Annotated in this window: 11 protein-coding genes; 5 read left to right on the top strand and 6 right to left on the bottom strand. The window is 63.0% G+C overall.

The features are described from left to right. Positions 1–19 precede the first annotated feature (19 nt). Together AU381_RS03625 and AU381_RS03620 are read right to left on the bottom strand one after the other, a co-directional pair. Positions 20–958 (bottom strand): pseudouridine-5'-phosphate glycosidase, encoded by a 939-nt coding sequence (locus tag AU381_RS03625; protein WP_064240442.1) that lies wholly within the window; start codon positions 956–958, stop codon positions 20–22. A gap of 87 nt (positions 959–1045) precedes the next feature. Then, positions 1046–1993: a carbohydrate kinase family protein gene (locus AU381_RS03620; RefSeq protein ID WP_064240441.1), complete on the bottom strand. Its 948-nt coding sequence runs from the start codon at positions 1991–1993 to the stop codon at positions 1046–1048. Between the two features lie 230 nt (positions 1994–2223). On the opposite strand from AU381_RS03620, the gene recA reads away from it, so the two are divergent. Both recA and alaS read left to right on the top strand, forming a co-directional pair. Beyond that, positions 2224–3309, top strand: coding sequence for a recombinase RecA (gene recA, locus AU381_RS03615; protein ID WP_012708181.1), 1086 nt, complete (start codon positions 2224–2226; stop codon positions 3307–3309). Between the two features lie 224 nt (positions 3310–3533). Then, positions 3534–6197 carry an alanine--tRNA ligase gene (alaS, locus tag AU381_RS03610; RefSeq protein WP_064240440.1) on the top strand — a complete coding sequence of 888 codons (2664 nt, stop codon included), beginning with the start codon at positions 3534–3536 and terminating at the stop codon, positions 6195–6197. A 46-nt stretch (positions 6198–6243) separates the two neighbouring features. Here the strand turns inward: alaS and AU381_RS03605 are convergent, their stop codons facing one another. From AU381_RS03605 to AU381_RS03595, 3 genes are all read right to left on the bottom strand, one after another. Next, complete coding sequence (locus tag AU381_RS03605) at positions 6244–7902, bottom strand: SulP family inorganic anion transporter (RefSeq protein WP_064240439.1); 1659 nt, start codon at positions 7900–7902, stop codon at positions 6244–6246. 251 nt (positions 7903–8153) lie between these two features. Beyond that, positions 8154–8903 carry an HAD-IIB family hydrolase gene (locus AU381_RS03600; RefSeq protein ID WP_064240438.1) on the bottom strand — a complete coding sequence of 250 codons (750 nt, stop codon included), beginning with the start codon at positions 8901–8903 and terminating at the stop codon, positions 8154–8156. A gap of 169 nt (positions 8904–9072) precedes the next feature. After that, positions 9073–10287: an NADP-dependent isocitrate dehydrogenase gene (locus AU381_RS03595; RefSeq protein WP_064240437.1), complete on the bottom strand. Its 1215-nt coding sequence runs from the start codon at positions 10285–10287 to the stop codon at positions 9073–9075. 210 nt (positions 10288–10497) lie between these two features. Between AU381_RS03595 and AU381_RS03590 the strand changes: the two genes are divergently transcribed. Then, complete coding sequence (locus AU381_RS03590; RefSeq protein WP_064240436.1) at positions 10498–11325, top strand: RNA methyltransferase; 828 nt, start codon at positions 10498–10500, stop codon at positions 11323–11325. Beyond that, complete coding sequence (gene murI / locus AU381_RS03585; RefSeq protein ID WP_064240435.1) at positions 11312–12115, top strand: glutamate racemase; 804 nt, start codon at positions 11312–11314, stop codon at positions 12113–12115. The genes AU381_RS03590 and murI overlap by 14 nt, the downstream gene beginning before the upstream one ends. Before the next feature lie 3 nt (positions 12116–12118). Here the strand turns inward: murI and AU381_RS29460 are convergent, their stop codons facing one another. Next, on the bottom strand, positions 12119–12295 hold the full coding sequence (locus AU381_RS29460; RefSeq protein ID WP_156528530.1) for a hypothetical protein: 177 nt from the start codon (positions 12293–12295) through the stop codon (positions 12119–12121). A gap of 240 nt (positions 12296–12535) precedes the next feature. Here AU381_RS29460 and AU381_RS03580 point away from each other — a divergent pair, with 240 nt between their 5' ends. After that, on the top strand, positions 12536–14050 hold the full coding sequence (locus tag AU381_RS03580) for a helicase HerA domain-containing protein (protein WP_064240434.1): 1515 nt from the start codon (positions 12536–12538) through the stop codon (positions 14048–14050). The last annotated feature ends 151 nt before the right edge of the window (positions 14051–14201 follow it).

The raw sequence follows: 14201 nt of genomic DNA, 5'->3' as shown, positions 1-14201 counted from the left end.
GCCGGGCGCTAGACTTCTCCTATTTCGCCTTGCTTGCCGCCAACGCGACGGCGATTTCGGCTGCAAGGCGCGCGTTGTTTTCGACAAGGGCGATATTGGTGTCGAGGCTTCGCCCCTCGGTCATGTGGTAGAGGTTGTCGAGCAGATAGGGTGTCACCGCCTTGCCGGAGATCCCGTCGCTCGCCGCATTGTCCAGCGCACGCGCGATGTAGATCTCCATTTCCTCCCGTGGAATTTCGCTTTCTTCCGGAACCGGATTGGCGACCAGCATGCCGCCGTCGACGCCGAGCAATTCGCGCATCCGCTGGAAATTGGCGATAGCCGCCGGGCTGTTCAGCATAAGCGGGCTCTTGATGCCCGAATCGCGCGACCAGAAGGCGGGGAAGTCCTCGCTGTCATAGGTGACGACCGGGACGCCTCTGGTTTCCAGGACCTCAAGCGTCTTTGGAATATCGAGAATGGCCTTGGCGCCGGCGCAAACGACGATCACCCCGGTTCGGGCGAGTTCGTCAAGATCGGCGGAGATGTCGAAACTCTGTTCGGCGCCGCGGTGGACGCCGCCGATGCCGCCGGTCGCAAAAACGCTGATGCCGGCGCGGGCGGCAGCGATCATTGTTGCGGCGACCGTCGTGGCCCCTGTGCGGCGTTCGGCAAGCGCGAAGGCAAGATCGGCGCGCGACAGCTTCATTGCTCCCTGAGTCCTCGCAAGCGCTTCCAGCGTCGTGTCATCGAGGCCGATATGAAGAACGCCGTGGATCACCGCGATGGTGGCGGGGACCGCCCCCTGGTCGCGAATGATCGCCTCGACGCTGCGTGCCATGTCGAGATTGCCCGGATAAGGCATGCCATGCGTGATGATCGTCGATTCCAGTGCGACGACGGGTGCGCCGCGCGCCTTGGCGGCCGCGACTTCAACGGAATATTCGATCGGCAGGAGGGGCGAGGAGGGTTTTGTCATGGTCTTTCGCTTCTGATGAGGGGAGCGTGAGGCGGGCGAAAAATTGCCAGGCATTTTTCGCATCCGCCTGGAATTCGGTTGCCGATTTCATGACAGCATTTGCGGCTCCGGCACAAGAGCCAGCACCTGTTCCAGATTCTCCGCCGACATTTCTTCGGCGGCGGCAAACGGCGAGTGGAGGGCTAGGACGGCGGCGGCGATGCCGTGTCGGAGGCACCCGGCGAGGCCGATGCCGTCCAGCCGGGCGGCGAGAAAGCCCGACGCCAGCGCGTCACCGGCACCGGTCACGTCGGCAAGGGCGGGCAGGGCAGGCGGCACGGCGAGACATGCGTTTTCGCGGTCGAAGGCAATCGCGGCCTTACCGCCGCGGGTGACCACGCCGCCGGACAGACCCGCGGAACGCAGCAGCGAGGGCCATTTTTCGACGGCGCCAGCCTCTGCGCCAGTCAGCGCCCGCGCCTCCGCCTCGTTCATGAAGAGGAAGTCGAGCCCGGAAAGGCTTTGGCTGTAGCGGACAACCTTGGCCGGAGAAACAGCGATGCCGGCAAGAATGCGGCTCGTTCCGGCCGCCGCGCCGACTAGCGCCGTCAGCGTCTCTGGCGGCAGGTTGGCGTCCATGAGCACGAGATCACTCGCCGCAAGAAGCTCGCGCGTCGCGCGCTGCTGCAGCCGGCGCGGCGAGAACAACCCATAGAGATCCATGTCGGCAAGCGCGATCACCAGGTTGCCGTCCCTTTCGAGGATCGCGGTATAGCTCGGGGTCTTGCGGTCGAGAAAGGTGAACGGGCAATCGATAACGCCCGCGGCGGCTGCTGCGGCTGCCACTATCTCGCCAGCCGGATCGCCCCCGCGCGGGCTGATCATCCGCACCCGATGGCCGAGACGCGCGAGGTTCCTGGCGGCGTTGAAGCCGCCGCCGCCTGCTTCCTCGAACCATGTTCCGGGGTTGCTCGCTCCAGGCACTGTCGTGTCGCTGATGCGGCCGCGCCGGTCGATATGGGCGCCGCCCAGAACGGTGATTTCCCGCTTCGTCATTTGAACACCTCTGTCGGCGAATCGGCGCCATGGCGAGAAGCCGGACTGAATTGCCGCGCAACATGTGGAAATGGAGTACAATATCCCGTGAACAGGAATCGAACACTCTCGCGATAAACATTATTATTCAATCGGTTGAAGTGCCATTGCCAATGTGGAACAAAACATGTACAAAATCTCCTGCGGCGGCTTCATTGCCTCGATAGCTCCAATAACCTAAAGGTGGACCCATGGCACAAAACTCTTTGCGGCTCGTAGAGGACAAATCGGTGGATAAAAGCAAGGCACTTGAAGCGGCTCTTTCCCAGATCGAACGTTCGTTCGGCAAGGGATCGATCATGAAGCTCGGTTCGAAGGACAGCGTAATCGAGATCGAAACCGTCTCGACTGGCTCGCTCGGCCTCGATATCGCGCTCGGCATCGGCGGCCTGCCGAAGGGGCGCATCATTGAGATTTACGGGCCGGAAAGTTCGGGCAAGACGACGCTGGCGCTGCAGACAATTGCCGAGGCGCAGAAGAAGGGCGGCATCTGCGGCTTCGTCGACGCCGAACATGCACTTGATCCGGTCTATGCGCGCAAGCTGGGCGTCGATCTCGAAAACCTCCTGATCTCGCAGCCCGATACGGGTGAGCAGGCGCTCGAAATCACCGACACGCTGGTTCGCTCCGGCGCGATCGACGTGCTTGTCGTAGATTCGGTTGCGGCCCTCGTTCCGCGCGCTGAAATCGAAGGCGAAATGGGCGACAGCCTGCCGGGCATGCAGGCCCGCCTGATGAGCCAGGCGCTGCGCAAGCTGACGGCATCGATCTCCAAGTCCAACTGCATGGTGATCTTCATCAACCAGATCCGCATGAAGATCGGCGTCATGTTCGGTTCGCCGGAAACGACGACGGGCGGCAACGCGCTGAAATTCTACGCATCAGTCCGTCTCGACATTCGCCGCATCGGCTCGGTAAAGGAGCGCGAGGAAGTCGTTGGCAACCAGACGCGCGTCAAGGTCGTCAAGAACAAGATGGCACCGCCCTTCAAACAGGTGGAATTCGACATCATGTATGGCGAGGGCGTTTCCAAGACCGGCGAGCTCATCGATCTTGGTGTCAAGGCCGGCATCGTCGAAAAATCCGGCGCCTGGTTTTCCTATAACAGCCAGCGCCTCGGCCAAGGCCGCGAGAACGCGAAGCTTTTCTTGCGTGACAATCCCGATCTTCTGCGCGAGATCGAGATGGCTCTGCGGCAGAATGCCGGGCTGATCGCTGACAAGTTCTTGGAGAATGGCGGGCCGGAGAGCGAAGGCGACGAAGCGGCCGACATGTAAAAGCCGCCCTCAGTTGGATGCCGCATCAACCGGCCGTCGCTCAGATTGGCCGGTTTTTGCTGCCGTCTGGACAGCATGATATGCGGAAGATAAAAGCCTGTGGTTCCGATGACGGCGTCATCGGGGGAGGCGGCTATGCGTGATAGACGCGGGGTTGAAGGATAACGGCGCAAAGCGCGGGAAACGCGTAGGTTGCAGCCGGTATGTGACAGATAGGACGCAAGATGAGCGGCGTGAATGAAATCCGGTCGATGTTTCTCGACTATTTCCGCAAGAACGGTCACGAGATTGTACCGTCCAGCCCTCTTGTGCCCCGCAACGACCCGACATTGATGTTCACCAATGCCGGCATGGTGCAGTTCAAAAACGTCTTCACCGGCCTCGAACAGCGCCCCTATTCGACGGCGGCAACGGCGCAGAAATGCGTGCGCGCCGGCGGCAAGCACAACGACCTCGACAATGTCGGCTATACGGCCCGGCACCACACGTTCTTCGAGATGCTCGGCAACTTCTCCTTCGGCGACTATTTCAAGGAGCGCGCCATCGAGCTCGCCTGGAATCTGATCACCAAGGAATACGGGCTGGATGCGAAGCGCCTGCTCGTCACCGTCTATCACACCGACGATGAAGCCTTCGGCCTCTGGAAGAAGATCGCCGGCTTCAGCGACGACCGGATCATCCGGATTCCGACCAGCGACAACTTCTGGGCGATGGGCGATACCGGTCCCTGCGGTCCGTGCTCGGAAATCTTCTACGATCACGGCGAGCAGATCTGGGGCGGACCGCCCGGCTCTGCCGACGAAGACGGCGACCGCTTCATCGAGATCTGGAACCTCGTCTTCATGCAGTACGAGCAGATCACCAAGGAAGAGCGAGTTAACCTGCCGCGCCCGTCGATCGACACCGGCATGGGTCTGGAGCGGCTCGCCGCCGTGCTGCAGGGCCAGCACGACAACTATGATATCGACCTCTTCCGCGCTCTGATCGCAGCCTCGGAGGAAGCGACCGGCGTCAAGGCGGAGGGCGACCGTCGTGCGAGCCATCGCGTCATCGCCGACCATCTGCGTTCCTCGGCCTTCCTGATCGCCGACGGGGTGCTGCCTTCCAATGAGGGACGAGGGTATGTGCTGCGCCGCATCATGCGTCGCGCCATGCGCCATGCGCAGCTCCTTGGCGCGCAGGAGCCGCTGATGTGGAAGCTGCTGCCGGCCCTTGTCGGCCAGATGGGCCGCGCCTATCCGGAACTGGTTCGTGCCGAAGCGCTGATCTCCGAGACGCTGAAGCTCGAGGAAACTCGTTTCCGCAAGACCCTGGAGCGCGGCCTGAGTCTGCTTGCCGACGCTTCGGCCGGACTTTCGGAAGGCGACCAGTTCGACGGCGAAACGGCTTTCAAGCTCTACGATACCTACGGTTTCCCGCTCGACCTCACGCAGGACGCGCTGCGCGCCAAGGGTATCACCGTCGACACGGATGCGTTTTCGACTGCGATGGCGCGACAGAAGGCTGAAGCGCGCGCCAATTGGGCGGGTTCCGGGGAAGCCGCCACCGAGACGATCTGGTTCGAGCTCAAGGAAAAGCACGGCGCCACCGATTTCCTCGGCTATGACACGGAATCGGCTGAGGGCGTGATCCAGGCGATCGTCCGTGATGGCGCGGTCGTCGAGTCCGCCAGCAAGGGCGAGAGTGTCCAGTTGATCCTCAACCAGACGCCCTTCTACGGGGAATCCGGCGGTCAGATGGGCGATACCGGTGTGATCGCAACCGAGACCGGGAAGCTGTCGGTCACCGATACCCAGAAGCGCGGCGAAGGGCTATTCGTCCATTACGGCACTGTCACGGAAGGCATCGTCACGACGGGCGAGGCGGCCGCGCTTACCGTCGACCATGCCCGCCGTTCGCGGCTGCGCGCCAATCATTCGGCGACCCACCTGTTGCACGAGGCGTTGCGCGAGGTGCTTGGTACGCATGTGGCACAGAAGGGTTCGCTCGTCGCGCCCGAGCGGCTGCGTTTCGACGTTTCGCATCCGAAGCCGATGTCGGCTGAAGAACTGAGGGTCGTCGAGGAAATGGCGAACGAGATCATCGTTCAGAACACGCCCGTCACGACGCGGTTGATGAGCGTGGACGATGCGATCGCCGAGGGTGCGATGGCGCTGTTCGGCGAGAAGTACGGCGACGAGGTCCGCGTCGTGTCGATGGGCCAGGGTATTCGCGGTTCGAAGGCCGGCAGACCCTATTCGGTCGAACTCTGCGGCGGCACGCATGTCTCCGCAACCGGCGACATCGGCCTGGTGCGCGTCGTCTCGGAAAGCGCGGTCGGCGCTGGCGTGCGTCGCCTCGAGGCGCTGACCGGCGAAGCGGCCCGTGCCTACCTCAACGAACAGGACGAGCGCGTCAAGACGCTGGCGTCTGCCCTGAAGGTCCAGCCGGCGGACGTGCTCGGACGGGTCGAGGCGCTGCTCGAGGAACGGCGCAAGCTTGAACGGGAACTCACCGAAGCCAAGAAGAAGCTCGCGCTCGTCGGTGACGGCCAGAACGGTTCGAGCGATGCGGCACGGGAGATCGGCGGGTTCCGGTTCCTCGGCAAGGTGGTATCCGGCGTCGAGCCGAAGGACTTGAAGAGCCTTGCCGACGACGGCAAGAAGACGCTCGGTTCCGGCGTAGTCGCCTTCGTCGGCGTCTCCGGCGACGGCAAGGCGAGCGCCGTGGTGGCCGTGACCGACGATCTCACCTCCAAGGTCAGCGCTGTCGATCTTGTGCGCGTCGCCTCAGCCGCGCTCGGCGGCAAGGGCGGCGGCGGGCGGCCCGACATGGCCCAGGCCGGCGGCCCGGACGGCGGGCGCGCCGCCGAGGCGATCGAAGCGGTCGCCGTCGCACTCGCCGGTTGAACCGCATTATGCGAGAATGAGAAAAGGGGCGCTACAGCGCCCTTTTTCATGCGCCCTTTGCGCCGCGGATCGTTTCGAGCGCTGCCTGGATCGAGGCGCGCATCAAGACGCGCGGCGGACGGACGTGGTGCTGGTAGAGCGCGCGGCGAACCTGCGTATTGGCACCCACGATAATGAACCGCACGCCGATCCTCTCCGCTTTGCGTAGCGTACCCTCGATGACGTTGGCGGCGGTCGAATCCATGAAGAGAACTTCGGAGCAGTCCAGAATGAAGTTTCGGCGCTGGTCGGCGATCCGGTCGAGCACCGAGGCAACGGTGGCCGCCGATCCGAAGAAGAAGATGCCCGATATCCTATAGATGACCGTATCCGGATCATCGGCAATGACCGGATGCTCCTCCTCGCCGTTCTCCGATTGCAGCATCAGGAGGGGCTTCGCTTCACCAACAGAGATGCTTTTCGCCATTCGAGTGATGAACAGCATGGCGCCCAGCGCGACGCCGACCACGATGCCTTCGGTCAGTTCGCGGAAGACGACAATCAGGAAGGTGGCGAGCAGCACGACGGCATCGCCGTAGGAGGAACGCAAGAGTGCCATGAAGGCGGGTTTCTCGATCATATTCCAGGCGACAATGGCGAGTACGCCGGCAAGCGACGCGAGCGGGATATAGCTCGCAAGCGGCGCTGCAAACATCATGAAGAGGAGCAGGAAGGCGGCATGCAGCATGCCCGAGACCGGGCTCGTGGCGCCGGCGCGCACATTCGTGGCCGTGCGCGCGATCGTGCCCGTTACGCAAATGCCGCCGAATAGCGCCGAACAGAAATTCGCGACTCCTTGGGCGATCAGTTCCATGCTCGAGCGGTGCTTGCGTCCGGTCATGCCGTCGGCGACCACGGCCGAAAGCAGTGATTCAATGGCACCAAGCAGGGCAAAGGATACGGCATCCGGGAAGACCGCGACCGCCTTTTCGAAGGAGAGCGGCGGCAAAGTCGGAAACGGCAGTCCGCGCGGAATGCCACCGAAGCGCGTCCCGATCGTTTCCGCCGGTAGGTGCAGGATAGCGACGAGCACCGATGCGGCGGCAACTGCAATCAGCATTCCAGGCCAATGCGGCCTAAGTCGCCGCAGCGCCAGAATGGTGCCGATCGTCAGGACCGCCGTTAGAACCGCAGCCGAATTGACCGTATCGGCGGATCCGCCAAGTGCCACGATCTTCTCAATGATCGGCCCCGGTTCGCCGGCCGGAAGCGTCAGGCCGAAAAGGTCGCGCAACTGGCTGGCAAAGATGATCACGGCGATGCCCGCCGTGAAGCCGACCGTGACGGGGTAGGGGATGAACTTGATATATTGCCCGAGCCGCAGATAGCCCGCGGCAACGAGCATGACGCCGGCCATGGCGGTTGCCAGCAGCAGGCCGTCGATACCATGTCGGGCTCCGGTGGCGGCGACAAGAATGATGAAGGCGCCGGCAGGGCCGCCGATCTGCACCCGGCTGCCGCCGAGGAGCGAGACCAGGAAGCCGCCGACGATTGCCGTGTAGAGCCCGCGGTCGGGCGTGACGCCGGAGGCGATGGCGATCGCCATCGAAAGCGGAAGCGCGACAATGGCGACGGTCAGGCCGGCGAAAGCATCCGCCTTCAGCCGGGCAACATTATATCCTTCTGCGAGGACGCTGGCGGTTTTCGGAACGAGGGAATCGGGCATCGGCGGGACTTTCCGGATCGGCCACGTTGGCGGGAACCTACGTGCCGGGCATTCCCAGCCTATCTGAGTCGCCATGACGCACAAGCGGCGCAGCCGATCCGCGGGTCAGCAGGATTTGTCAAATAGAGACTGGTTTGATGGTGTTCGAGCGAATTGCGATATGGGGGGCCGCGAGAAATCGCCCCGATCGAGCTGCTGACGGAAATCTATCTTCCGTTGCAATGATGTGGTCGCGCCGCGTCCGGCCGAACCTATCGGATGACACCCCAGTGGCGAAGGCCCTCGATCACGCCGTCGGCGTGGGAGGTGCGGGCCATATAGTGTCGGGGATCCCCGGCGACGGCCCGGCGAAGCTCGGCAAGCGCGTTGGCAACGACGATGCCGCGGACATGCGGCATCTCGAACATCTCAAGGTCGTTGCCAGTGTCGCCGGCGACGACCACTTCACCCGGGTCGACGGCAAGCTCCCGGCAAATCCAGGCGAGCGCGCTACCCTTGCCGCCGGAGCGGGGCAGGATGTCAAGGTCGCGGCTGCTCGAATAGATCAGCTTCACATCCACGCCGGCGGCCGCCAGCCTGGCTGCGATCTCGCTAATTCGTTGTTCCTCGGCGTCGGGCAGGTGCCAACTTGCCTTGTGCGGATGTTGGTCCGCGACCGCCTGAAGCACTGCGCCCTCGATGGCGGCCATGATCGCATCGATGGCGGTGGCATCGAACGTGGGACCAAGCTCCTTGGCGAAGGCCTCCATTCGCGTGCGTACCCGGCCTTCCGCAATCATCGTGCCGACGCCACCGATAGCGTAGTCCGGCGCCGGCAACAGATTTTCATCGACCAATGACAGGATGTCTTCGGACGTCCGGCCGCTGTTGTAGACCAGAAGCGGGCGCTCGTGCCCGGAAAGCGCCTCCCAGGCGGCCCGAAAGCGTTCGGCAGCCGCGGCATCGCCAAGCAGCGTGCCGTCTATATCCGAGGCGACGAGCTTTACCGGTCTGAATCGCATCGCTCGATCCTCACTCGCCTTGCATTAGGAATGGTCGAGGACCCATCCTGCGGTCCCGCGGTGTACCGCCCTGGCGGGTCCTCCAACTATCGCTCCAAGCGGGGCTCCAATCAAAAAGAAACCCGGCGCGAGGCCGGGTTTCCGAAACGCTTCAATTGTCGTGGCCAGCTTACGCGGCCATTGCCTTCTTGAGGTTCTCGTCGATCTTGTCGAGGAAGCCAGTGGTCGAGAGCCACGGCTGATCGGGACCGATCAGCAGGGCCAGGTCCTTGGTCATGAAGCCGGCCTCGACCGTCTCGACGCAGACGCGTTCCAGAGTTTCGGAGAACTTCGCGAGTTCGGCATTGCCGTCGAGCTTGGCGCGGTGCGCAAGACCGCGGGTCCAGGCGAAGATCGACGCGATCGAGTTGGTCGACGTTTCCTCGCCCTTCTGGTGCTGACGGTAATGGCGGGTAACCGTGCCGTGCGCCGCCTCCGCTTCGACCGTCTTGCCGTCCGGCGTCATCAGCACCGAGGTCATCAGGCCGAGCGAGCCGAAGCCCTGGGCGACGATATCCGACTGTACGTCGCCGTCGTAGTTCTTGCAGGCCCAGACATAGCCGCCGGACCACTTCAGTGCGGAGGCGACCATGTCGTCGATCAGGCGGTGCTCGTACCAGAGCTTGGCGGCTTTGAACTCTTCGGCGAATTCCTCGTCGAACACCTTCTGGAAGATGTCCTTGAAGCGGCCGTCATAGGCTTTCAGGATCGTGTTCTTGGTCGACAGATAGACCGGTACCTTGCGCTGCAGGCCGTAGTTGAAGGAGGCGCGGGCGAATTCGGTGATCGATTCGTCGAGGTTGTACATGGCGAGCGCAACGCCGGCGCCCGGTGCGTCATAGACGTCGTGCTCGATCGTCTGGCCGTCTTCGCCGACGAACTTGATCGTGAGCTTGCCCTTGCCCGGGAACTTGAAGTCGGTGGCGCGGTACTGGTCGCCGAAGGCGTGGCGGCCGACGATGATCGGCTTGGTCCAGCCGGGAACGAGGCGCGGCACGTTCTTGCAGATGATCGGCTCGCGGAAGATGACCCCGCCCAAAATGTTGCGGATCGTGCCGTTCGGCGACTTCCACATCTTCTTCAGGTTGAATTCCTCAACGCGGGCTTCGTCCGGCGTGATCGTCGCGCACTTGACGCCGACGCCGTGCTTCTTGATGGCGTTCGCGGCATCGATCGTCACCCGGTCTTCGGTCGCATCGCGGTTCTCGACGCTGAGATCGTAATATTCGAGATCGAGGTCGAGATAGGGATGGATCAGCTTGTCCTTGATGAACTGCCAGATGATGCGGGTCATCTCGTCGCCGTCGAGCTCGACGACCGGATTGGCGACCTTGATCTTTGCCATTGATATGCCTCGTAGCTTGCGGAACACCGCGTGCAGCATTCCGACGGTGGGAAAATCCAGAGCCCTATAGCACTGTGATCCCGCAAGGCAAAGCATGCTCGGCCGAAACTTTGGGTGAAGCAGGGGCGTTGCCGACTTTAGCGTCCCGGCTTTAACTTCCAAGGCTTTTATGCGAGGGAAGCGCCGAAAGAAGGTGAAGGTAACGACACGATGGCAGGAACCAACAGCGAGCGCGAACTTTTGACCGAAGGTCCGGCGATCATTCTCGCTTACCCCCAGCTTGGGGAAAATATCGGCATGGTGGCGCGCGCCATGGCGAATTTCGGCTTGTCGGAACTGCGCCTCGTCAATCCGCGTGATGGATGGCCGAGCGAAAAGGCGCGCTCGGCCGCGAGCCGCGCCGATCACGTGATCGACGGCGCCAAGCTCTACAATTCGCTGGAGGAGGCGATCGCCGACCTCAACTTCGTCTACGCCACCACGGCGCGCGACCGCGACGGCTACAAGCCGGTGCGTTCGCCGATCGTCGCCGCCCGCACGCTGCGGCAGCGCTTCAAGGTCGGAGAGGCGGTCGGCATCATCTTCGGCCGCGAGCGCACCGGATTGACGAATGAGGAAGTGGCGTTGGCCGACGAGATCGTGACGTTCCCGGTCAATCCCGCCTTCGCTTCGCTCAATCTCGCCCAGGCCGTGCTGCTGATGTCCTATGAGTGGATGAAGACCGGCATGGATTCGGAGGATGAAACTTCTTTCCAGGCAATCGAGCAGCGGCCGGCCACCAAGGAACATCTCCAGGGCCTGTTCGATCATCTCGAAGAGGCGCTCGATGCGCGCAATTATTTTCGCTCCGCCGACAAAAGGCCGAAATTGGTGGAAAATCTCCGCGCTGTTCTGACCAGGCCATCCTTCAGCGAATCCGAAATCCAGGTGCTGCGCGGCGTCATCTCATCGCTCGATCGGTTCACGCGCGAAAACCCGCGTGGCTCTGGCGCGCCCGTGCGCAGCAGGAAAGTGCAAGGCGGCGGTGACGACGACTGACTTCAAGCCCATTCTCGTCTTCGACAGCGGCATCGGCGGCCTGACGGTGCTGCGCGAGGCACGCGTGCTGATGCCTGAACGGCACTTCATCTATGTCGCCGACGATGCCGGCTTTCCCTATGGCGGCTGGGAGGAGGGCGCCCTGAAGGAGCGGGTGATCGCGCTATTCGGCGACTTGCTGGCTGGCCACGATCCGGAAATCTGCATCATCGCCTGCAACACTGCCTTCACGCTGGTTGGAGCAGACTTGCGCGCCGCCTATCCGCAGATGACCTTCGTCGGCACGGTACCGGCAATCAAGCCTGCCGCGGAGCGCACGCGCTCGGGGCTGGTTTCGGTTCTGGCGACGCCCGGTACGGTCAAGCGCGCCTATACGCGCGACCTCATCCAGTCCTTCGCGACGCAATGCCACGTCCGGCTGGTCGGTTCGGAAAGCCTGGCGCGCATGGCGGAAGCCTATATCCGCGGCGAAACGTTGGCCGATGATGCAGTCCTGGCCGAGATCGCGCCTTGTTTTGTCGAGGCGGATGGAAAGAAAACCGATATCGTCGTGCTCGCCTGCACGCACTATCCCTTCATGGCCAATGTCTTCCGCCGGCTCGCGCCCTGGCCGGTCGATTGGCTGGATCCGGCCGAAGCGATCGCGCGGCGGGCGCGTTCGCTCGTGCCGCTGCCGAACGGTTTCGAGCCATTGAACGGGGAGGACCCGGCGATATTCACCTCAGGCAAGCCGGACTTCGCCACGCGACGATTGATGCAGGGCTTTGGGCTCACCGTTCGTTCGGCCTGATCGTCAAAAGGCCGTAGGCAGGATGAAGGCGGCAAGCGCAAGCACAATGGCGATCGCAAGGGCCAGGCTAAGCCATGAGCGACGCGCTTCGGCCCGCGAGATGACGCGGTAAGCGTCCTTGCCCGCCTCGCGCATTTGCTTGTCAAATTGAAAGTGGTTCTCGGTTTCGCGTTGGGACATCAGAGTAGTTGCAATCCTATGTAGGCCTGTCATAGGCGATCCTAAGCAGATAGGAGCAGTTCCGCCCGTTTTCAACTTTTGCGAGCTTCTCCTGCAAAGCAGCTTTGCTGTCTCTGAGCGACCAGCGCATTCCTGTGAGTTGTCAGAATAGCAGTCCTGACCGCGAGCAAAACCGTGCTAGGTGTCGCTCGTTTGACGATCCCGGCGGATCGCGAATCAATCCGTGGTGAAGAGGTGGGAATGAAAGTCGGCATCGACATGGGAACGACGTCCGAAGGGACTTCGGCCTCGCTCGATATCGAAGAGCTTCTGGCGACGCGTCTCCTGGTGCAGGGCAATTCCGGCTCCGGGAAGTCGCATCTGTTGCGCCGGCTGCTCGAGCAGTCCGCACCCTGGGTGCAGCAGTGCATTATCGATCCCGAAGGCGATTTCGTGACGCTTGCCGACAAGTTCGGCCATGTGGTCGTCGAGGGAGAGCGTACGGACGCGGAACTGATCGGTATCGCCACGCGTATACGCCAGCACCGCGTCTCCTGCGTGCTTTCGCTCGAAGGGCTTGATATCGAGCAGCAGATGCGCAGCGCCGGCGTGTTCCTGAACGCGATGTTCGATGCCGACCGCGAATACTGGTATCCCGTCCTGGTCGTCGTCGACGAGGCGCAAATGTTCGCGCCGTCTGTCGGTGGCGACGTCTCGGAAGAAGCGCGCAAGGTGTCGCTCGGTGCGATGACCAACCTGATGTGCCGCGGCCGCAAGCGCGGGCTCGCCGGCGTGATCGCCACGCAGCGCCTTGCGAAGCTTGCAAAAAACGTCGCGGCGGAAGCCTCCAACTTCCTGATGGGGCGCACCTTCCTCGATATCGACATGCAGCGCGCTGCGGATCTGCTCGGCATGGACCGGCGCACGGCCGAAATGTTCCGCGACCTGAAGCGTGGCTCCTTCGTGGCGCTCGGCCCGGCGCTGTCCCGCCGGCCGCTGAAGGTGACGATCGGATCGGTCGAGACGTCGGCCCGCTCGACGAGCCCGAAGCTGATGCCCCTGCCGGAAGCGCCCCAGGACGTCGAGGACCTGATCTTCACGCCCGATCCGGAGGAACTGAGCCGACCGGTCGTGCGCCGGCCGGCACCGCAGCCGCGGCCAGCAAGCGATATCCTCGCGGAATTGTCGCGTCCACGTCCGGAGGCCGGCGCGCTGGTCGAAGCAAAGCCCGCACAGCCGGAGATTTCCGCGGAAGAGCGCGAGGCCATGTTGGACGGGCTTTTCGCCGAGATTCTTGCCAACCCCGAGGCGGCGCTCCGGCCGGACGCGGAATTGTATCAGGATTTTCTCGTCCGCTGCCGCATTCGCCGTGTGCCCGGGTCCGCACCGTCGCTGAGCGTCTTTCGGCGCAAAATGGCCGTCGCTCGCTCGGGCGTCGATGCCGAGACGGCGGCGACCGAGACCTGGGCATCTGCTCTCCGGCTCGCCGATCGGGTGACGGAGGATCTGCAGGGAGTCTTCCTGATGATGGCGCAGGCGGCTGTGCGTGGCCTGCCATGCCCATCAGACACCATGATCGCCCGCGCCTACGGCACCCACTCGGCGCGGCGTGCGCGCCGTTTGCTCGGCTATTTCGAAGAGCAGGGCCTGATTGTCGTGCATGCGGATTTTTCGGGCAAGCGCATCGTCGCCTTCCCCGATCTCGGCGCCGAGACCGCGCCGGGTGATGCGAACGCGCAGGATACCGGTATGTCCGGCCGCGCCGCCGCGGAGTGACGAGTGCCGGAAATCTCTGCGTTTTTCGCGTAAATACGTTTGACAATTCACCGCCCAGTGCGTAAACACCCGCCCAACGCCGGGCAGCGATGCCCGGTGTTTCATTTGACATGTCCCGTGGTTTCTCCGGCAGCGTGCTCGTGAGAAGCCT

Source organism: Sinorhizobium glycinis (genome assembly GCF_001651865.1).
In the GTDB taxonomy this organism is placed as follows: Bacteria; Pseudomonadota; Alphaproteobacteria; order Rhizobiales; family Rhizobiaceae; genus Sinorhizobium; species Sinorhizobium glycinis.
The sequence above is the reverse complement of the archived record's forward strand: the minus strand, read 5'-3'. Positions and strand labels throughout refer to the sequence as shown.

Coding starts and splice junctions, on each gene's coding strand:
- AU381_RS03625 (WP_064240442.1), bottom strand. CDS start 958: ATGACAAAACCCTCCTCGCCCCTCCTGCCGATCGAATATTCCGTTGAA.
- AU381_RS03620 (WP_064240441.1), bottom strand. CDS start 1,993: ATGACGAAGCGGGAAATCACCGTTCTGGGCGGCGCCCATATCGACCGG.
- recA (WP_012708181.1), top strand. CDS start 2,224: ATGGCACAAAACTCTTTGCGGCTCGTAGAGGACAAATCGGTGGATAAA.
- alaS (WP_064240440.1), top strand. CDS start 3,534: ATGAGCGGCGTGAATGAAATCCGGTCGATGTTTCTCGACTATTTCCGC.
- AU381_RS03605 (WP_064240439.1), bottom strand. CDS start 7,902: ATGCCCGATTCCCTCGTTCCGAAAACCGCCAGCGTCCTCGCAGAAGGA.
- AU381_RS03600 (WP_064240438.1), bottom strand. CDS start 8,903: ATGCGATTCAGACCGGTAAAGCTCGTCGCCTCGGATATAGACGGCACG.
- AU381_RS03595 (WP_064240437.1), bottom strand. CDS start 10,287: ATGGCAAAGATCAAGGTCGCCAATCCGGTCGTCGAGCTCGACGGCGAC.
- AU381_RS03590 (WP_064240436.1), top strand. CDS start 10,498: ATGGCAGGAACCAACAGCGAGCGCGAACTTTTGACCGAAGGTCCGGCG.
- AU381_RS29460 (WP_156528530.1), bottom strand. CDS start 12,295: ATGTCCCAACGCGAAACCGAGAACCACTTTCAATTTGACAAGCAAATG.
- AU381_RS03580 (WP_064240434.1), top strand. CDS start 12,536: ATGAAAGTCGGCATCGACATGGGAACGACGTCCGAAGGGACTTCGGCC.